The 18,739-nt window shown below is 41.2% G+C and carries 17 protein-coding genes and 1 pseudogene; 7 read left to right on the top strand and 11 right to left on the bottom strand.

Annotated elements, in window-relative coordinates; all coding sequences use genetic code 11:
- Positions 1–89 precede the first annotated feature (89 nt).
- The 4 genes from tsaA to MTN96_RS03525 form a co-directional block, all read right to left on the bottom strand.
- Entirely contained in the window at positions 90–794 is a 705-nt protein-coding gene (gene tsaA / locus MTN96_RS03510; RefSeq protein ID WP_138627650.1) for a tRNA (N6-threonylcarbamoyladenosine(37)-N6)-methyltransferase TrmO, read from the bottom strand.
- A 172-nt stretch (positions 795–966) separates the two neighbouring features.
- Positions 967–1,536, bottom strand: coding sequence for an outer membrane beta-barrel protein (locus tag MTN96_RS03515; protein WP_069439394.1), 570 nt, complete (start codon positions 1,534–1,536; stop codon positions 967–969).
- 249 nt (positions 1,537–1,785) lie between these two features.
- Complete coding sequence (locus MTN96_RS03520; RefSeq protein ID WP_024602547.1) at positions 1,786–2,250, bottom strand: acyl-CoA thioesterase; 465 nt, start codon at positions 2,248–2,250, stop codon at positions 1,786–1,788.
- A 101-nt stretch (positions 2,251–2,351) separates the two neighbouring features.
- Positions 2,352–3,998: an electron transfer flavoprotein-ubiquinone oxidoreductase gene (locus MTN96_RS03525; RefSeq protein ID WP_248530761.1), complete on the bottom strand. Its 1,647-nt coding sequence runs from the start codon at positions 3,996–3,998 to the stop codon at positions 2,352–2,354.
- A 219-nt stretch (positions 3,999–4,217) separates the two neighbouring features.
- Between MTN96_RS03525 and MTN96_RS03530 the strand changes: the two genes are divergently transcribed.
- From MTN96_RS03530 to MTN96_RS03540, 3 genes are all read left to right on the top strand, one after another.
- On the top strand, positions 4,218–4,967 hold the full coding sequence (locus MTN96_RS03530) for an electron transfer flavoprotein subunit beta/FixA family protein (protein WP_013464986.1): 750 nt from the start codon (positions 4,218–4,220) through the stop codon (positions 4,965–4,967).
- Complete coding sequence (locus MTN96_RS03535; RefSeq protein WP_069439396.1) at positions 4,968–5,894, top strand: electron transfer flavoprotein subunit alpha/FixB family protein; 927 nt, start codon at positions 4,968–4,970, stop codon at positions 5,892–5,894.
- A 118-nt stretch (positions 5,895–6,012) separates the two neighbouring features.
- Positions 6,013–6,324 carry a hypothetical protein gene (locus tag MTN96_RS03540; protein WP_248530762.1) on the top strand — a complete coding sequence of 104 codons (312 nt, stop codon included), beginning with the start codon at positions 6,013–6,015 and terminating at the stop codon, positions 6,322–6,324.
- Between the two features lie 602 nt (positions 6,325–6,926).
- Here MTN96_RS03540 and asnS read toward each other — a convergent pair.
- Entirely contained in the window at positions 6,927–8,324 is a 1,398-nt protein-coding gene (gene asnS, locus MTN96_RS03545; RefSeq protein WP_013464983.1) for an asparagine--tRNA ligase, read from the bottom strand.
- A 290-nt stretch (positions 8,325–8,614) separates the two neighbouring features.
- Here asnS and MTN96_RS03550 point away from each other — a divergent pair, with 290 nt between their 5' ends.
- The gene (locus MTN96_RS03550; RefSeq protein ID WP_013464982.1) at positions 8,615–9,049 is read left to right on the top strand and encodes an AAA family ATPase; all 435 of its coding nucleotides are present in this window, start codon (positions 8,615–8,617) and stop codon (positions 9,047–9,049) included.
- A gap of 3 nt (positions 9,050–9,052) precedes the next feature.
- Here the strand turns inward: MTN96_RS03550 and MTN96_RS36970 are convergent.
- The 6 genes and pseudogenes from MTN96_RS36970 to bioA all read right to left on the bottom strand — a co-directional run bounded on the left by MTN96_RS36970 (position 9,053) and on the right by bioA (position 15,576).
- Positions 9,053–9,681, bottom strand: a pseudogene (locus MTN96_RS36970) (CatB-related O-acetyltransferase).
- A gap of 30 nt (positions 9,682–9,711) precedes the next feature.
- Positions 9,712–10,722, bottom strand: a complete 1,011-nt coding sequence (locus MTN96_RS03560) for an ABC transporter ATP-binding protein (RefSeq protein WP_036982836.1) — start codon at positions 10,720–10,722, stop codon at positions 9,712–9,714.
- A 13-nt stretch (positions 10,723–10,735) separates the two neighbouring features.
- Positions 10,736–12,235, bottom strand: a complete 1,500-nt coding sequence (locus MTN96_RS03565; protein WP_036982834.1) for an iron ABC transporter permease — start codon at positions 12,233–12,235, stop codon at positions 10,736–10,738.
- Complete coding sequence (locus MTN96_RS03570) at positions 12,235–13,281, bottom strand: ABC transporter substrate-binding protein (RefSeq protein ID WP_069439400.1); 1,047 nt, start codon at positions 13,279–13,281, stop codon at positions 12,235–12,237. The genes MTN96_RS03565 and MTN96_RS03570 overlap by 1 nt, the downstream gene beginning before the upstream one ends.
- Positions 13,282–14,094, bottom strand: a complete 813-nt coding sequence (locus MTN96_RS03575) for a hypothetical protein (protein ID WP_036983462.1) — start codon at positions 14,092–14,094, stop codon at positions 13,282–13,284.
- Between the two features lie 180 nt (positions 14,095–14,274).
- Positions 14,275–15,576, bottom strand: a complete 1,302-nt coding sequence (bioA, locus tag MTN96_RS03580; RefSeq protein ID WP_138627433.1) for an adenosylmethionine--8-amino-7-oxononanoate transaminase — start codon at positions 15,574–15,576, stop codon at positions 14,275–14,277.
- Between the two features lie 95 nt (positions 15,577–15,671).
- Here bioA and bioB point away from each other — a divergent pair, with 95 nt between their 5' ends.
- The 3 genes from bioB to MTN96_RS03595 are packed head-to-tail and all read left to right on the top strand — an operon-like array spanning position 15,672 to position 18,737.
- On the top strand, positions 15,672–16,712 hold the full coding sequence (bioB, locus tag MTN96_RS03585; RefSeq protein WP_138627432.1) for a biotin synthase BioB: 1,041 nt from the start codon (positions 15,672–15,674) through the stop codon (positions 16,710–16,712).
- A 55-nt stretch (positions 16,713–16,767) separates the two neighbouring features.
- A complete protein-coding gene (locus tag MTN96_RS03590; protein WP_069439403.1) occupies positions 16,768–17,922 on the top strand; it encodes an 8-amino-7-oxononanoate synthase in 1,155 nt (384 codons plus the stop codon).
- The gene (locus tag MTN96_RS03595) at positions 17,919–18,737 is read left to right on the top strand and encodes a methyltransferase domain-containing protein (RefSeq protein WP_138627431.1); all 819 of its coding nucleotides are present in this window, start codon (positions 17,919–17,921) and stop codon (positions 18,735–18,737) included. The genes MTN96_RS03590 and MTN96_RS03595 overlap by 4 nt, the downstream gene beginning before the upstream one ends.
- Positions 18,738–18,739 lie beyond the last annotated feature (2 nt).

Below are 18,739 nucleotides of genomic sequence, written 5' to 3' on the forward strand. Positions count from 1 at the left end.
CGCTCAGTTTACCAGCGGATGCATTGACACTAAAGCGCTAAGTGATTTTTTATCGCATTTTATAGCCATAGCAGGGTTTTAAAGTTAGTTTAACTGGGCTCTATATGAGTAACCAGATGATGAGAGTCAGTCACTTGCCAGGTAATGTTGTATTCATACAAATTCATACCATAACTTTGCATGCCTTGTTTTTGCTTTTTATACGCTGGGCGAGGATCTTGTTTTAGCACATTGCTGATAAACGCTTGTAGCTCAGGATAGTGGCTTTGTTTATTTATAAATTCCAAAGCTTGCTCACTAAATTCAACACTCATGTGAGTTTCTGGGCGCGTGTCGGCAAAGCCTGCACTGGCATCAGGTAAAGCGTCTGAATAGGGCAAATAAGGCTTAATATCAACAATAGGTGTACCATCAAGTAAATCAATACCGGCGAGCAATAACGCTAACTGCCCTTTTTTGTATTCAATTCCCTCTAACTTAACAGCACTCATCCCTATAGCGTTAGGTCTGAATGTAGCGCGTGTGGCAAAAACGCCTTTACGCTCATTGCCACCAAGGCGCGGCGGACGCACCATTGCTGAATAGCCTTTATCTGCGGTTTCATGAAAACGAAATAATAGCCAAATATGGCTAAATTCATCTAAACCACGAACAAATTCTTCACGATTAAAATCTGGAGCAAAAATAAGTTTAGCTTTTGCTTCTGGCACTAATCGAGGTTGTCTAGGAATGGCAAACTTTTGTTTATACGGTGATTGAATATGACCAATAGCCGAAATCTGATAATCGCTCATAATGCTCGCTAACAAATAAAATAGGGAGGTATTCTACCTGTAATTACCATTGGTGGCATTAGCTTAATATAATCAGCATAAAGAGAGTTTAGACTGATTCGTTTAAATGTGGAATAACAAAGGGCAAGGCTAAACCTAGCCTTACCCTTACATTGCAACTATTGAGTTGTTATTAAAACATATATTGGAAAGATACTGACGCAACGTCCATTTCTGGGTCGATATCATCATCTAATTCGTAACGCTCATACTCTAAACGCACTTGCATATTGGTTGTGAAAGCATATTCAATACCTGCACCATAAAATACGTCACCACCGTCTTGTGATACGCTAACGCTGCCTACTGGTAGTTCTTGAGTTAAATCAGCATCCCATTCGAACCAACCGCCTTTTGCATAGATAGAAAAATTTTCAGTGATTGGCGCTGCAAAACGCGCTGCTAGTGATACCCCATCAATTTCTGCTTTACTGTCTATGTCACTCACTTCATCAAAATTTTGATAGGCAAGTTCAAGGCTTATATGTTCATTAAATTGAGTACCGATATAACCTTTTAACATTTGCGCGTCGTCATCGAAATCGGTGTCGTTTTCGCTATCTTCAAACTGAAATGAATATTGGCCGTAACCAATACCCGTATAAATACGTGGAGAGTCCATGTCGGTAACATCTGCCTGTGCTGCTGAATTAAAACCCAGTGTTGCTAAAGCAAGTGCAGAAAGAGAAAGTGTTTTAATCATTGTATAGCTCCTTTAAAAAATAATATCTAATGTTCGATAGATTCATCAAACGTCGATTTACTTATTGCAGTGAACATGCCAATAATTTTTTTGTTAATATTTGCTCTTAAAGTGTATTTATTGAACTTTTTTGGTGGTTTAAGTACGCAAAACATCCAGCTGTTAAGCGTACTGTTAATTTGTAAAAAAATAAAAATTGTAGAATTTACAGCTTGCTGTAGTTTATACATACCTGCAAAAGGTACCGAATTAGACTTGATAAAGTAAGTTTTCTGTTTCTATCGCTATTTGTTTCATTTTAATGGCATAATTTTCTAGCTTTTTATCTTCGTCAGTAACAGATGTGAATTCAGGAACGGCAACAGGGTAACCGGTCTCATCCATAGCAACAAAACTTATTACACAATGATTAGTTTCAACTAAGTTTTGGGTTTTAGGGTCGCCACAGCGTACTTGTATGAAAATTTGCATACTGGTTTTACCTGTGTGTGCAATTTTGGCTTCCACTTCAACAATCTGGCCAACCAAAATAGGACGGCTAAACTTAACGCCCGCAACCGATACGGTTACGCAGTAATGACCGCTCCAACCTGCAGCACAGGCATAGCCTGCTTGGTCAATCCACTTCATGACCACACCACCATGCACCTTACCACCAAAATTTACATCGGTAGGCTCTGCTAAAAAACGAAAAATTACACTCGACGACGCCATAACATACTCTCATTTATTCATATTACTTAACAGCATAGCGCAAAAAAGGGGCCGAAGCCCCTGCAATTTAGGATAAGTTTATAATTTCTTTAGAAAGGTTGTTACATATTGGGGTAGTTAGGACCGCCGGCACCTTCAGGAGTGACCCAGGTGATATTTTGGCTCGGATCTTTAATATCACAGGTTTTACAATGGACACAGTTTTGCGCATTGATCACAAAGGCTTGCTCGCCTTCGACTTCTTGTACTTCATAAACGCCGGCAGGGCAGTATCGCTGTGCAGGTTCATCAAATTTAACTAAATTTACCTTAATCGGAACTGATGCATCTTTGAGTTTCAAATGACACGGCTGCGATTCTTCATGATTAGTGTTTGATAAAAATACCGAAGAAAGCTTATCAAAGCTGAGTTTGCCATCAGGCTTCGGATAGGCAATCTTTTGAGCTTGATCAGCGTCTTTCAAAGTGGCGTGATCGGGTACGTTATCTTTAAAACTAAACGGTAGGGCACCCTTAAATATGTTTTGATCAAGGGTGTTATACGCACCGCCTGCAAATTTGCCTAAGGTATGCATAGCGGGGCCAAAGTTACGAGATTGATACAGCTCTTTATACACCCATGATTTTTTAAACTCAGCGGTGTACTGGGTTAAATCCGTGTTAGCTAAATCGTTTTGTAGCGCATTAAAAATCACCTCAGCGGCTATCATGCCTGACTTCATAGCCGTATGATTACCTTTAATCTTTGCAAAATTTAGGGTGCCTGCATCACAGCCCACTAACAAGCCACCCGGGAAATGCATTTTAGGCAAAGAGTGTAAACCGCCTTTGGCAATGGCGCGCGCACCATAAGCAATACGCTCACCCCCTTCAAGGGTTTTTTTAAATACCGGGTGGTGTTTTAAACGCTGAAACTCATCAAATGGGCTTAAATGTGGATTTGAATAATTTAAATCAACAATTAAACCAACCACCACTTGGTTGTTTTCGCTATGATACATAAAAGCACCACCGCCAGTATCGCCACTCAATGGCCAACCGGTTCCGTGAACTACTTTACCAAGCTGATGTTTAGATTCATCTACTTGCCAAATTTCTTTAAAGCCTAAACCGTAATGCTGTGGCGAGCTTTCATCGTCTAAAGCAAACTGATTGATCAGTTGCTTACCTAAATGGCCGCGACAGCCTTCAGCAAATACCGTGTATTTAGCACGTAACTCCATACCCGGCATGTAACCGTCTTTTTCGTCGCCGTTTTTATCCAGCCCCATATCACCGGTAATAATGCCTTTAACAACATCATCTTCAATAATAAGTGAATGAGCACTAAAGCCTGGAAATATTTCGACGCCCAAGTTTTCTGCTTGCTCAGCAAGCCAACGACATACATTCCCCATAGAAACAATGTAGTTACCGTTATTATGAAATGTGTTAGGGGTTGCAAAATGAGGTATAGAGGTTGCCTTTTGTTCGTTATTAAACCAATAAATTTCATCGCTTTGGACTTTAGTCGTAACAGGCGCGCCCAATTCTTGCCAGTTTGGCAGTAGTTCATCCAATGCTTTGGTTTCAAAAACAGCACCTGATAATACATGCGCGCCCACTTCAGAGCCTTTTTCAACCACACAAATCATGCACTCTTGTTGTTTTTCTTGTGCTTGCTGCGCGAGTTTAATTGCTGTTGAGAGCCCAGCAGGGCCTGCCCCTACAACAACAACATCAAATTCCATGGTTTCGCGTTCAATCATAATAACCTCTTTATCTATGACGGACTTACTCTTGCCCTATAGGCAAAAAGTAAGCTAAGCAACCTGTTATTTTGTGATGCAAATTAAACGTTACAGGTTGTGAATAGTTTAAGGTTATTTTAGGTTGACGTTTACGTCAACAGGAAGTAGTCTGATTTCATAAAATAAATAGGTTGACGTATACGTTAGCTTATAGGTTTAAATAATTATGGAGTCCCTATGAAAGTTCTCGTACCAATAAAAAGAGTGATTGATTACAACGTAAAAGCTCGCGTTAAACCTGATAACAGCGGTGTTGATTTAACAAACGTAAAAATGGCAATGAACCCATTTTGTGAAATTGCGGTAGAAGAAGCGATTCGTTTAAAAGAAGCGGGTACTGCAAGCGAAGTGGTTGTTGTGACTATTGGCGCTAAAGCATCACAAGAGCAATTACGCACAGCACTTGCCCTTGGCGCTGATAAAGCGATTCATGTTGAAACCGAGCAAAACCTAGAATCTCTTCATATTGCAAAGTTACTTGCGAAAGTGGTTGAGCAAGAATCTCCTGAGCTCGTTATTTTAGGCAAGCAATCTATCGATTCTGATAATAATCAAACGGGCCAAATGCTCGCTGCATTAACTAATCGCGGCCAAGGTACATTTGCTTCAAAAGTGGTTATTGAAAATGGCAAAGTGAATGTAACCCGCGAAGTTGATGGCGGTTTGCAAACTGTTGCACTTAATTTACCAGCGATTGTAACCACAGATTTACGTTTAAACGAGCCACGTTATGCGTCGCTACCTAATATCATGAAAGCCAAACGTAAACCGCTAGAAGTTATTGCGGCTGATTCGTTAGGTGTCGATTTAACACCGCGTATTGAAGTCGTTCGTGTAGAAGAACCAGCAAAACGCAGCGGCGGCATTATTGTTGAAGACGTTGCACAGCTTGTGGAAAAACTTAAAACAGAGGCAAAGGTGATTTAAATGAAAACTCTTGTAATTGCAGAGCACGATAACGGTGCCTTAAAACCAGAAACCTCAAAAACCATTAACGCCGCTAAAAAATTAGGCTTTGATGTCGATGTATTGTTAGCTGGCATAAACTTAGGTGCCATGAGTGAGTCACTTGCGAGCATTGAGGGTGTTACAAATGTATTACTTGCAGATAACGCGGTGTACGAGCATCAACTTGCCGAAAGCATGACAGATTTAGTGTTATCACTTGCAGATGAGTACAGCCATATTGTGGCAAGTGCCACAACGACAGGTAAAAACTTTATGCCGCGTGTTGCCGCATTATTAGATGTTGCACAAATTTCAGAAATTATTGCTGTTATTGACGCAGACACGTTTAAACGCCCAATCTATGCGGGAAATGCCATAGCAACGGTTAAATCACTCGATAATAAAAAAGTGATCACCGTGCGTGCAAGTAGCTTTGATTTACAAGGCGAACAAGCGCCAGCTAATGTCACAACCTTAGATACGGTCTCTGATTCACAGTTAAGTAGCTTTGTTAGTGTTGAGCAAACCGAATCTGAACGCCCAGAGCTCACTGCAGCTGATGTGGTTATTTCAGGTGGTCGAGGTATGCAAAATGGTGAAAACTTTGCACTTCTTAATGGTATTGCCGATAAGCTGGGGGCTGCAATTGGCGCTTCACGTGCAGCGGTTGACGCAGGCTTTGTCCCTAACGATATGCAAGTAGGTCAAACAGGTAAAATTGTTGCGCCTAATTTATACATAGCCGTAGGTATAAGTGGTGCTATTCAGCATTTAGCTGGCATGAAAGATTCAAAAATTATTGTGGCCATTAATAAAGACCCAGATGCGCCAATATTCCAAGTGGCTGATTACGGTTTAGTTGCTGATTTATTTGATGTATTACCTGAGCTTGAACAAGCTTTATAAAGTTTAATAATCACAGCATAATATAAAGTTAAATATTCTGATTTAAAGCCGCCGTTTCATTATTGATTCTGCGGCTTTTTTCATTAAAAAAACCAACAGCACAGCTAATGCAAGCCAAGTGTTACGGCTGATAAAACGAGCAGCAATTATTTTTGCTATTGGCTTAGCGTTAACTATTTACCCCTTTACCACGAGCATTGAAAACTTGAGAATACTGGGCGTATTACAGCGAATAGGCATTGCCTATATTTTAGCGTCTATCTGTGTATTGTTACTCAATAGGCGAGGGGTGATCAGCTTATTGGTTGTTATTTTAATTGCATATTGGTTACAGCTTTTAAGTGTTGGTTCTAATAATGCCTATGCACTAGAGAATAACCTGGATAGAACGGTTTATATAGCGGTGTTAGGTGAACCGCATTTGTGGTGAAATAAAGGATTAGCGTTTGATCCAGAAGGGCTTTTGAGCACCTTACCTAGTATCGTGAGTGTTTTATTTGGCTTTTAGGTTACCCGCCTACTTACCAGCTCTAGCAGTCAATGGACAAGTATTAAGCGTTTGTTGTTAATCGGGGTTGTCGGTATTGCACTAGGGCAATTAGGCTCGCTGATTATGCCAATTAATAAATCGCTTTTGACCAGTACCTTTGTTATTTACACCTCAGGGATTGCCTGTATTGTACTGGCCTTTTTTTGTGGCTTTGCGACATAGTAAAACCCGAACGTCTTGTTAATCCATTAATTGTGTATGGCTCGAATCCTTTGTTTTTTTATGTGTTATCGGGTGTGTGGGTACTGAGCTATTCACTAGTTAATATTGGCGAGCTAAACTTGGGGGGTGGATGTATGAGCAACTCGCTTTAGTTATGAGTGCTAAATTGGCATAGTTCACCTTTGCTTTATTACATGTTATGGGCTTTTAGTTAATGTCAAATATGCTTTATAAACGCAAGATATTTATAAAGATTTAGATAAAGACAATAAAAAACCAACCCTTAGGTTGGTTTTTTATTTAACGTTACAAAGCGTGGCTTAGTACGTTGCGCTGCCTTTAGTACGTGGGAATGCAATCACATCACGTACGTTACCCATACCGGTAACATAAGCAACTAAGCGCTCAAACCCTAAACCAAAGCCAGAGTGTGGCACGCTACCGTATTTACGTAGGTCGCGGTACCAGCTGTAGTCTTCTTTATTTAAGCCCATTTCGTCAAGGCGTGCATCTAATACATCAAGACGCTCTTCACGTTGTGAACCACCAATGATCTCACCAATACCAGGTGCCACTACGTCCATAGCCGCAACGGTTTTACCGTCTTCGTTTTGACGCATGTAAAATGCTTTAATATCTCGCGGGTAGTTTTTAATAACAACCGGTGCTTTAAAGTGTTCTTCTGCTAGGTAACGCTCGTGCTCAGACTGTAAATCTACACCCCATTCAACAGCGTACTCAAATTTCTTGCCACATGCTTTTAGAATTTCTACAGCGTCTGTGTAATCAACTTGTGCGAAGTCTTTTTCAACAAATTCTTCTAAACGGCTAATCGCAGTTTTTTCGATACGTTGAGCAAAAAACTCCATGTCGTCACGGCGTTCTTCTAATACCGCTTTAAACACGTACTTAAGCATGTTTTCAGCCAATTTTGCGATATCTTCTAAATCAGCAAACGCAACTTCTGGCTCTACCATCCAAAATTCAGCTAAATGGCGAGATGTATTTGAATTCTCTGCACGGAACGTAGGGCCAAAGGTGTAAATTTTAGACATAGCTGATGCATATGTTTCACCGTTTAGCTGGCCAGATACCGTTAGGAATGCTTCTTTACCAAAAAAGTCTTCGCTGTAATCAATTTCGCCTTTATCTGTCATTGGCAGGTTTTGCATATCAAGGGTTGATACGCGGAACATTTCACCCGCACCTTCACAGTCACTGGCTGTGATGATTGGTGTACTGATCCAGTAAAAGCCTTGCTCATGGTAAAAACGATGAATCGCTTGCGCTAAACAGTTACGTACACGCGTTACTGCGCCAATCATATTGGTGCGCGGGCGAAGGTGAGCGTGCTCACGTAAATATTCAATGCTGTGGCGCTTAGCCGACATTGGGTAAGTATCTGGATTTTCAACCCAACCTAACACAGTCACTGAATTAGCTTGAATTTCGAAAGATTGACCTTGTCCTGCAGATTGCACTAATACACCGGTGACCGACACAGAACAGCCTGCTGTTAAGCTTGTAACTTCATCATAATTATTCAGTGAATTAGGAACTACCGCTTGAATAGGATCAAAACACGAACCGTCATGAACGGCTAAAAATGATATTCCTGCTTTTGAATCGCGGCGTGTACGGATCCAGCCTTTAATGGTTACTTGGCTGTCTACCGCAACATTGCCTTTTAATAGCTCTGAAATCGCTAAATGGCTCATCTTCACTCCAATGATATAAGTTGCCTAACTATATAAATTAATTGTGCGTTACTCATGCATTTATGTATGTAAGGTCACTGCACTTGAACCTTGTATAATACCAGTAAAGTAAAATAAAAAAACTGTTGTGGGCAACTCTTTAAAAGTTTTTAGTCACGCGCGGTTTTTTTAACCAGTTTTTAGAGTTAAATGGCTACTATTACCATTTGTTACTCTGAAAATTCATCAATTTGTGGCATTATTAGTAATCAAACCGAATTAACGTTTACCATTAATAAAAAATGGATGCTATGAAACAAGTTTTTATTTTACGAGGACTGCCAGGCAGTGGTAAGTCATATTATGCGCAAAATCTCGCTGACGAATTATCGGGCGCAGATGAAAGCAATTATTTTATTTGCTCAACAGATGATTACTTTGTAAACGAGCAGGGTGAATATCATTTCGATAAGTTTAAATTATCGCAATATCATAACCTAAACCTAGCACGTTTTATTAACGCGTTAGCACAAGGTATTGAACTGGTTATTGTTGATAACACTAATATTAAAAAATGGGAATTCATTGCCTATTCGCAAGCAGCGATAGCTTTAGGGTATCAAGTAAAAGAAGTGATTGTTGGTGAAGTAAAAGACAAATCAATGCAACACTTATATGCCAAGCGCAATAGTCATAACATACCGCTTAAAACCATTAGTAAAATGGCCTACATGTTTGAGTGGTAATTATTAAATTTCAGCTAAAACGTCTATATCAGCGTGGGTAATGGCATCTAAATGAGCGGTAATTTTTTCACTGCTCCAGCCCTACCATGCAATTGCTAAAAGTTGATTGATAGTTGTTTCATCAAAACGCTTTTTTATTACTTTTGCAGGGTTACCGCCAACAATGCTATAGGCAGGTACATCATTGGTTACCACAGATTTACTCGCTATGATGGCGCCGCTGCCAATTTTTACCCCCGGCATAATAGTGGCGTTGTAACCAATCCATACATCATTACCTATTTCAGTATTGCCCTTGAAAGGTAAGTCAATTTGTTGAAGTGCAGACTTTTCCTAACCGTTACCAAATATAAAAAATGGATAAGAAGAAAAGCCGGAGGTTTGATGGTTAGCCCCATTCATTATAAAAGTAACGTCTTTAGCTATGGCGCAAAACTTACCTATGATGAGACGATCCCCAATAAAATCGAAATGATAAAGGACATTTTTTCAAAATGTTCAGGCCCATCAGGGTCGTCGTAATAGGTGTAATCACCCACTTCTATATTAGGTGACTTAATAAAGTTTTTTAAATAACCTACTTAAGGAAAACCGTCCATAGGTGATGGATTGTTTGGATTTGGTCCGTTCATGGTTTCCTCTCAAGTAAGATAAATACGCTACTAGCTTTTAAATGCCGCCAATGGGTGAGATGTACTGAGCGAAACATGTACCTTGTCACCTGGGTGTACAACCACCTCATGGCTTACTCGGCTAGTTACTACGGTTTCGCATGCAAGTTTAACCGCGCATAAACGGCTACCGCCTTCAAAGCGTACCCAAATTACTTCACCATTATTACCAATACTGCTTTGTACTAATAATACATCATCTGGACGAAGTAAAACTTCTACCTCACCAGTGTCACAATCAATGCCGTTTGCAGGCACATTACCAATGTCGGTAAGCGCTTGGCCGTTATTTAGGGTTCCTTTTATAAAGCTGGCTTCACCTAAAAAGCGCGCAACAAAGCGGTTGTTTGGGGTACTAAAACACTGCTCTGGGGTGTCAATTTGTTGTATTTTACCGCCTTTTAAAACACCCACACGATCGCCCACCGAAAGCGCTTCTTCTTGATCGTGCGTTACCCAAATTGCCGGTACACCAGCTTCTTTTAATGCGTTGCGGATATCCCAACGCAACATATCTTTTAAGGCAGCATCAAGGTTAGATAACGGCTCATCAAGTAATACAAAGTCAGGTTGGTGGGCAAGGGTACGCGCTAATGCTACGCGTTGCTTTTGCCCGCCTGACAGTGTGGCTGGTTTTTTATGCCTAAATGCATCTAAACCAAGAAGTTTTAGCCAGTGATCGGCAGGGCTGGTGTCTTTAAGTTTAAAACATACGTTTTGCTCAACTGTTAAATGAGGGAACAACGCAAAGTCTTGAAACACCATACCTACGCTGCGTTTTTCAGGCGCCACAGTATGCTTTGGTGTCGCTGTCCATTTAGCTACTTTAATTTCACCCTCACTAATTGGTAAAAGCCCCGCTAACGCTTGTAAAATAGTACTTTTTCCGCAACCTGTTGGACCAACAAGCATTAATATTTCGCTTTCACCTAAGGTGAAATTTAAATCGCTAACAACACGGTTACTGCCATAATCTATAGACAACTGACTTACAGATAGCATTTTTTATAAATCCTTAATGTTCAAACTGGTTGCGTTTTTCGCCAGACATCATAATAGCTAAAGCACCCGCAGAAATCACTACCAACAATAAGCCAGGAATAGCAGCACGGCCAAAATAACCGGCTTCGTAAACACGCCATAAGTAGGTAGATAGCGTTTCAAAGCCTGTGGGGCCTAGTAAAAGTGTGGCTTCTAATTCACGCATTGACTCTAAAAAGACCAAGGCGCCACCTGCAATAATACCACGCATAGTTAGGGGTAAAGTAATACGCGTAAAGGCTTCGCGCGGGCTTGCGCCTAGTACCCGCGCTGATTTTACCAAGCTTGGGTCAAGATGCTCGGTGCTGGTACGCACAGAACCTACCGCAAGTGGTAAAAAACGTAGCATATAAGCAATAATCAATAAGCCCAGCGTTTGATATAAAAAGGGTAGTTGTAAGCCGCCGTACACAAGCGCTGTGCCCATAACAATACCCGGAATACCAAAACCAAAGTAAGTAACACGTTCCATTATTTTACCAGCCTTACCACTTAAAGCCGCATGGGCAACCGGAATGGCAACAATAACTGTAACAATAGCGGCAATGGCTGAAGCGTAAGTTGAATGCCAGGCAATACTAAAATCAAACGAGCTAAAGCCATCACGCACTAACCACAAAGTAAATACTGCTAAGGGTAGGCCAATAGCGAGTAACAAAATAGGTGCAAAGGTGGCAAACATAGCGCCTAGTTGCCATTTTTTAGGGAATAAAATAAGCGAACGACCTTGACGCTCTGAGGCGGTTTTTATTTGTGATTCAATCATTAATAAAAAGCCAACAATTACCATCAGTTGCAGTGACAACATAGCCGCACGGCTTAAGGCAAAAGCATTATATTCCACATAAATAACACGGGTAAACGTATCTAAGCGCATCATTGCGGGAGTACCAAAGTCAGATAAGGTATATAGTGCAACCAATAACGACCCTGCAGCAATGCCATTTACTACGCGGGGTAAAATAACTTTAAATACGCTTTGCGTCATCGACATACCCAGCGTTCGAGCAGCGTTGACCATACTGGCATCTAAACTAAGTAAAGACGAACGGGTAGTCATCATAACAAACGGAAAAGTATACAAGGTCATGACAATGGCGGCTCCCGTTAAGCCATACATAGAAGGGGTTTCAAAACCAAGTAAGTTGTTTATTTCACCGCCAGGACCAAATGCAGCATAAAGCGTAAAAGCGCCAATGTAACTGGGAATAGCAAGCGGGGCTGCAAACACCACCAGCCAAAACTTTTTAAACGGTAACTGCACATAGGCGCTAATGAATGCTAAGGGCACACCAATTAAAATTGAACCTAATACAGTTAATCCCATTAACGACAGGGTATTGCCTAAAATAGTTAAATTATGGCTATCAAAAAAAGAGCTTGCGTCAGAGGCAAGCGTAATTAAAACAAAAATAGGGGTCAGGGTCACTAGCGCTGCAAGCAGCGCCATTGGGTAAGATGTAGGTATTCGCATTATAAAACGCCGCTGCTGCGCATTAAATCTATAGTTGGGCGTAAATCAGCCAACTGGGTTAAATCAATTTTAGGTGGCGAAATACTGGTTAACTTTGGCAATCCATCGGGTTGAGTAATGCCATTAACCAGTGGGATTTCATAGGCTTCGCTTGCTAAATAACTTTGCACTTCAATGCTAAGTAAATAGCGCATAAAGTTGATTGCCAGTGGGTCGTCAGATAACGATAAAATACCTGAAGCGTTAACTAAACAGCCAGCATCATTTTGCGTAAAGGCTAAATCAAGTTTTGCATCGGGCTTACCTGATTTTAAGCGCAGCGTGTAGTAATGATTAGCAAAACCAATGTCTACTTCACCACGTTCAACGCCCATTACCACACCGAGTTCACCGGCGTAGGTTTTAGATCGTTTTTTAACTTTTTTGAGCCACTTAGCCGTTTTATCATCACCTTCTAAAAGCCGCATAGCAGTAATAAACGATTGAAAAGAAGCATAAGCAGGCGCCCAACCAATACTTAAATCACTGTCGGCAATGTCCATAATGCTCGTTGGAATTTGCTCTTTGGTTAAGCGATCGGTATTAAAAGGTAAAGTACGAATACGGCCAGTAACAGGTGCCCATTCATCATATCTAAATTGTGGCTGTAATTGCGCTGATAAATCACTCGGCATGGGCTTGGCAAGACCGGCATCGGTAACTAAACCAATTGCCCCAGAGTCGACTGCCCAAAATAAGTCGGCACGTTTAACCCCTGCATTTGCTTCGGCAACAATGGTGTTGGCAAGCGCTGCGGTAGGGCCGCGACGAATGGCAAGGTCAAGTTCAGGGTTCTTTTTTTGAATGGCTTGTAATACGTTTTCGTATAAGCCACCTTCACCACGGCCTAAATAAAGCGTCAATGCACCTTTTAGTTTAGGCAATGTATCAACAGACACGGGGTTTGCAATAGCAATATCAGCGGCAAAAGCGCGTGAAAGCGATAGCGGTAAAGCACCCGCTACCCCTAACGCAGCTAAGCCTTGAATAAAGGTTCTGCGTTTCACTTAAAATACATCCTTACGTGCTTTTTCTGCTTTTTCAATCAGCGTTTGAGCGCGGCTTAGTTTGGTTTGCATATCAACAACCACATCACGAACTTCATCAACACTTTTATTATTAGAAATTGCTTGTGGAAGTGTGACGTTAAAGTCTTTTTCTAGGATTTCTACTAACTTCGCGTCTTGCTCAATTAGTGTACCTTCAACACCTTCGAATAAATGTAGGTAGGTGTCGTGCACTATGTTGGTGGCTTCATCGCTTAAACGTTCTGCGTATTTAGCGACCACTCGGTCTAATTTGTGTTTAATTTCGTCGATAGTCGCGCTTTGCGTCATTTCTTTGGTTGCTGTTGCTTTAACGCTATCTAATAACCCTTTTTGTTGAAACTTAGCCGCCAGTTTAACTGCGCCTAATCCTTGCCATAGGGCATTATTCATTGCTTGTTGTTGTTTGCGTACTTCTGACGCTGGTTTTTTATTATCGATAGCCATTTTTATGCCATACAAACCTTGCCAAATAGAGGCATAGACAGGCACGTAATTAGTTTCTATGGCGCTGTGGAATTTAACTGACTCCCAGTACTCAACCAAATCATCACTATTGACTGCTTTTGCGCCTTTTTTCTCGTAATCGCTTACCATGGTATCGACTTTAGAGATCATCCATTCAACGTCTTCATTGTAAGTTTTTAAATTAGCTTGAAGGTGATTAACATGCTCACCAATAGGGCCATTAGCAAGTGCCGGTTGTGCAAAAATCGCAGAGGCGAGTAAAAAACTTGCACTTAATGTCTTGGCAGGCTTAAGTAATATTTTCATAGCAAGTGAGTCCATAAATGTTATTGTAAATGATAGGCATTATCATATCCCTAAAGATCACTCAGATCAACACACTAAATGACAGGTCAGGGCTAAAAATACCAATGTTTTGGGACGAATAGGCAGCAAACTAATTATTTGCATAAATTTTAACGTAATCCTTGATGATAGTTAACCTATCTATACGTAATGTTTACCTTTTATGGCGTTATAAATAGCATCACATAAAGCGCGAATACTGTTTTTGTCACTTATATACGGTGGCATTAGATAAATTAGCTTACCAAAGGGGCGTATCCATACTCCTTGAGATACAAAATAAGCCTGAATTTTAGCGACATCAATGCTACCAGCCTCTTCTGTAAGCTCTACTACGCCAATAGCTCCTAAAGTACGTACATTCGCCACGGTGCTGAGCGCTTGGCATTTATGCAGCTGCTGTAATTGAGTATTTATTTCGCTGATATGGTGTTGCCAGTTTTGGCTTAGTAATAAATCAATACTGGCACAGGCAACAGCACAGGCAAGGGGATTTCCCATAAATGTAGGTCCGTGCATCAAAACCCCAGCTTCTCCTTCGCTGATCCCTGTGGCTATTTTTTCGCTAGTTATGGTTGCCGAAAGTGTCATTGCGCCACCAGTCAGCGCTTTACCTATACACAGTATATCGGGCTCTATATTGGCATGCTCTACAGCAAACAATTTGCCGGTGCGGCCAAATCCGGTGGCAATTTCATCGCAAATAAGCAGCACATTATATTGAGTGCATAGTTTACGCACACAGGCTAAATACTCAGGATGATAAAAATTCATTCCTCCGGCGTTTTGCACTATAGGTTCAATAATAAACGCGGCAACGTGCTGGTGGTACTTTAAAAAATAGCTTTTGAGTTCATCAGCCTCAGCTTGATTAAACGCACTATTAAATTGGCTAATAGGGGCAGGCACAAAAATATGCTCAGGCAAAAAACCAGCGTACAAATTATGCATAGAATTAATAGGATCGCACACACTCATCGCTGCAAACGTATCGCCATGGTAGCCTTTGAACGGAGTCATTAATTTTTGTTTTGTTGTAACCCCTTGGCTTAACCAATATTGCAGCGCCATTTTTATCGCTACTTCCACACTTACTGAGCCACTGTCGGCTAAAAACACCTTTGTTAATCCCTCTGGCGTTATCGCTACCAGCTTTTTACAGAGCTCTACTGCCGGCTGGTGGGTTATGCCACCAAACATTACATGGCTCATTTTATCTATCTGGGCGTGCATCGCTTCATTTAAAACCGGATGGTTATAGCCGTGAATAGCACTCCACCATGAGGCCATACCGTCAATAAGTTGTTCACCCGTTTCTAAGTAAATAAGGTTGTGATTTGCATGCGTAACGGGGTAAACCGGAATAGGTTGAGTCATTGAGGTGTAGGGGTGCCAAATGTGCTGACGATCAAAATCAAGGTCTATCGTTTGTTTTTTGTTCATATGTAAACTTTAACTAAGTGGGCTTCGTTGACAATGGTACGGCAATACGTATTCTAAGCCAATAACACCAAGAGCAAAAAATAAAAGAGAGTATTATGGAGCTTGCAACAGTTCGACACGATTGGACCCATCAGGAAGTAAAAGCCTTATTTGAAATGCCATTTAACGATTTATTATTTAAAGCCGCCTTTGTGCATCGCGCTAATTTTAATCCAAACGAAGTACAAATTTCTACGTTGTTATCTATTAAAACAGGTGCCTGCCCAGAAGACTGTAAATATTGCCCGCAATCGGGGCATTACAAAACTGATTTAGAACGCGAGCGCCTAATAGAAGTAGAAAAAGTGGTAGAGCAAGCACGGTTAGCAAAACAAAAAGGCGCCACTCGTTTTTGTATGGGGGCTGCATGGTCAGATCCAAAAGACAGAGACATGCCATACATTTCGCAAATGGTAAAAGAAGTAAAAGCCCTTGGCCTTGAAACCTGTATGACTTTAGGCATGTTAAATAACGAAAAAGCTCATGAACTGCGCAGTGCAGGGCTTGATTACTATAACCACAACCTCGACACTTCACCTGAATACTATGAGCAAATTATATCAACTCGTACCTTTCAAGACCGCCTTGATACTATAGGCAATGTGCGAGACGCTGGTATGAAAGTATGCTCCGGCGGTATTGTCGGTATGGGTGAGCAAGCAAGCGACCGCTATGGCTTATTAATGCAGTTAGCTAATTTACCCCAGCAGCCCGAAAGCGTGCCAATTAATATGCTAGTAAAGGTGAAAGGGACACCGCTTGAAAACGTTGATGACTTAGATCAGTTTGAGTTTATTCGTACCATTGCCACAGCACGTATTATGATGCCCCATAGTTACGTACGTTTATCAGCAGGACGCACAGCAATGAATGAGCAAATGCAGTCAATGTGCTTTTTTGCCGGTGCTAACTCTATATTTTATGGTGATAAACTTCTTACTACCGAAAACCCAGAAGCCGATGCCGACATGCAATTAATTAAAAAGCTCGGGATGAACCCAGAAACACGCCACGATTATTCAGATGAAGCCGTTGCTGCGTCTTTGTCATCGCAAGTGGCTGATAAAGCAACCGCAGAATTGTTTTACGAAGCGTAAAGTGCTCAGTACTATGCTAATGGTTTAAAGTATTGCGTTGAAGGTTAAAGCATTTATGTCATTTGAATTTATAAACACCCATTTAGATGAACGCAAAGCACAGCAGCTCTTGCGTAAACGCTATGTAGTACAAAGCGCAACAGCGCGCACTATTACGGTTGATGATAAAACCTACCTTAACTTTGCGAGTAACGATTATTTAGGGTTTGGCGATTCGCCGGTGGAATTAACCAGCGCGCCATTACTAGGTAGCCACAGTTCAGCACTAGTGACAGGTTATCAACAGCCACAGCAAGCGCTTGAGCAAGCTTTATGTAGTGCTTTGGGTTATGAGGCAGGTATGCTGTTTAATTCGGGCTTTAGTGCTAATAGCAGTGTTATAAAAGCGCTATTTCAAGATAAAGCGACAGCGCAACACAGTGCGATTTTTCAAGATAAACTCAATCATGCCAGTTTAATTGATGGCGCATTACACGCCAACGCCGCGTTAATACGCTTTAACCATAACGATATAAACCATTTACGCTCACGGCTAGAAAAATCAAAAGCGCGAAATAAGCTCATTGTATCTGAAGGTGTGTTCTCCATGGATGGTGATACCGCGCCAATCAAAGCGCTATTAACCTTAGCAAAGCAGCATAACGCGTGGTTAATGATAGACGATGCCCATGGTTTTGGTGCTTTAGGAAAATCGGGGCTTGGCAGTTGTGAAGCCTTAATTGCAGCCGACACCTTGCCCGATATCTTAGTGATCACCTTTGGTAAAGCGGTTGCTAGTAGTGGGGCGTGCGTATTAGGTTCGCAGCATTTTATAGATTACATGCTGCAGTTTAATCGTGATTATACCTACTCAACCGCTATGTCGCCGTTTATTGCCTCACATACTTTAGCGCGTATAAAGAGCATAAGAGGCGCCAACGACAAGCGAGCCAAATTAAACGCTAATATTGCGCTGTTTAAACGCCTAGCAAAAGAGCAGCACATTGCGCTAATGGACTCTAACACCGCGATTCAACCAATTGTTTTAGGCTGCGCCGAGCAAACGTTAAAAGCCAGTGAGCAACTAAAGCAGCAGTGCATTTGGCTAACGGCTATTCGCCCGCCAACTGTTTTACACAATACCTCGCGTTTGCGTATTACCTTAAGTGCAGCCCACACCCATGACGATATAAAACAACTCGTTGGTAGTTTACAGAAGGTCATTTCATGATAAGCCCGCAGGCAATTAAAACTAAGCCACTTAATCCCACCACAGTGTATTTAGCGACTCAGGCTTTAAAAAAAACCACAGCGCATAACTTTTCAAAAGCAGCAAACAGTTACAGCCAGCATGCCAATGTGCAAAAACAAGCAGCAAATGATTTATTTAAACTCATTAGAGCAAACCCTAAAAGGCTCTGTGTTGACCTAGGCGCAGGGCCGCTTGTTAATACTCAGGCTTTAAGGGCATTATTTGGCCAAGTTGTTGCCATAGATTTAAGTTTTAACATGCTAAAAAGCAGTGATTTATACACCCCAAAACTGTGCGCCGACATGGATAATTTACCGCTGCAAGCTAACAGTATTGATGTGCTATTTAGTAATTTTGCTTTGCAGTGGTCTACTAATTTTGAAATCTTAATGCACTCGCTTTATCAAGCATTAAAACCAGGCGGACAAGCCTATATTAGTACGGTTGTTGCAGGGTCATTAAACGAGATCAAAACCGCCTTTGCAGTGCTTGATTCACATAATCATATTAATCAGTTTGCAAGCCATAATAATATAAACCAATCGGTCGAAAATGCCGGGTTTAAGATCACCACCTCAAAAAAAGTCATTTATACCGATCAGCACAGTAGTGCATTAGCGGCTATAAAATCGATCAAAGCCATTGGTGCCACCACACAAAATCATGCAACAAGTCGTCGTGGTTTATTAACTAAATCAGCGCTGCAAAAAGTATGTGATGCTTATCCGATTATAAACAATAAAGCCCATGTATCTTACCATGTAGTATTGTTATCATTAGAAAAAGCCCAGTAAAA

The organism is Pseudoalteromonas sp. 2CM28B (genome assembly GCF_023161935.1).

What these genes read in the sequence shown, in the direction of transcription:
- bioA (WP_138627433.1), bottom strand. Translation starts at nt 15,576, where the DNA reads ATGAACAAAAAACAAACGATAGACCTTGATTTTGATCGTCAGCACATT.
- MTN96_RS03575 (WP_036983462.1), bottom strand. Translation starts at nt 14,094, where the DNA reads ATGAAAATATTACTTAAGCCTGCCAAGACATTAAGTGCAAGTTTTTTA.
- MTN96_RS03560 (WP_036982836.1), bottom strand. Translation starts at nt 10,722, where the DNA reads ATGCTATCTGTAAGTCAGTTGTCTATAGATTATGGCAGTAACCGTGTT.
- tsaA (WP_138627650.1), bottom strand. Translation starts at nt 794, where the DNA reads ATGAGCGATTATCAGATTTCGGCTATTGGTCATATTCAATCACCGTAT.
- MTN96_RS03535 (WP_069439396.1), top strand. Translation starts at nt 4,968, where the DNA reads ATGAAAACTCTTGTAATTGCAGAGCACGATAACGGTGCCTTAAAACCA.
- bioB (WP_138627432.1), top strand. Translation starts at nt 15,672, where the DNA reads ATGGAGCTTGCAACAGTTCGACACGATTGGACCCATCAGGAAGTAAAA.
- MTN96_RS03590 (WP_069439403.1), top strand. Translation starts at nt 16,768, where the DNA reads ATGTCATTTGAATTTATAAACACCCATTTAGATGAACGCAAAGCACAG.
- asnS (WP_013464983.1), bottom strand. Translation starts at nt 8,324, where the DNA reads ATGAGCCATTTAGCGATTTCAGAGCTATTAAAAGGCAATGTTGCGGTA.
- MTN96_RS03520 (WP_024602547.1), bottom strand. Translation starts at nt 2,250, where the DNA reads ATGGCGTCGTCGAGTGTAATTTTTCGTTTTTTAGCAGAGCCTACCGAT.
- MTN96_RS03515 (WP_069439394.1), bottom strand. Translation starts at nt 1,536, where the DNA reads ATGATTAAAACACTTTCTCTTTCTGCACTTGCTTTAGCAACACTGGGT.
- MTN96_RS03550 (WP_013464982.1), top strand. Translation starts at nt 8,615, where the DNA reads ATGAAACAAGTTTTTATTTTACGAGGACTGCCAGGCAGTGGTAAGTCA.
- MTN96_RS03565 (WP_036982834.1), bottom strand. Translation starts at nt 12,235, where the DNA reads ATGCGAATACCTACATCTTACCCAATGGCGCTGCTTGCAGCGCTAGTG.
- MTN96_RS03530 (WP_013464986.1), top strand. Translation starts at nt 4,218, where the DNA reads ATGAAAGTTCTCGTACCAATAAAAAGAGTGATTGATTACAACGTAAAA.
- MTN96_RS03595 (WP_138627431.1), top strand. Translation starts at nt 17,919, where the DNA reads ATGATAAGCCCGCAGGCAATTAAAACTAAGCCACTTAATCCCACCACA.
- MTN96_RS03525 (WP_248530761.1), bottom strand. Translation starts at nt 3,998, where the DNA reads ATGATTGAACGCGAAACCATGGAATTTGATGTTGTTGTTGTAGGGGCA.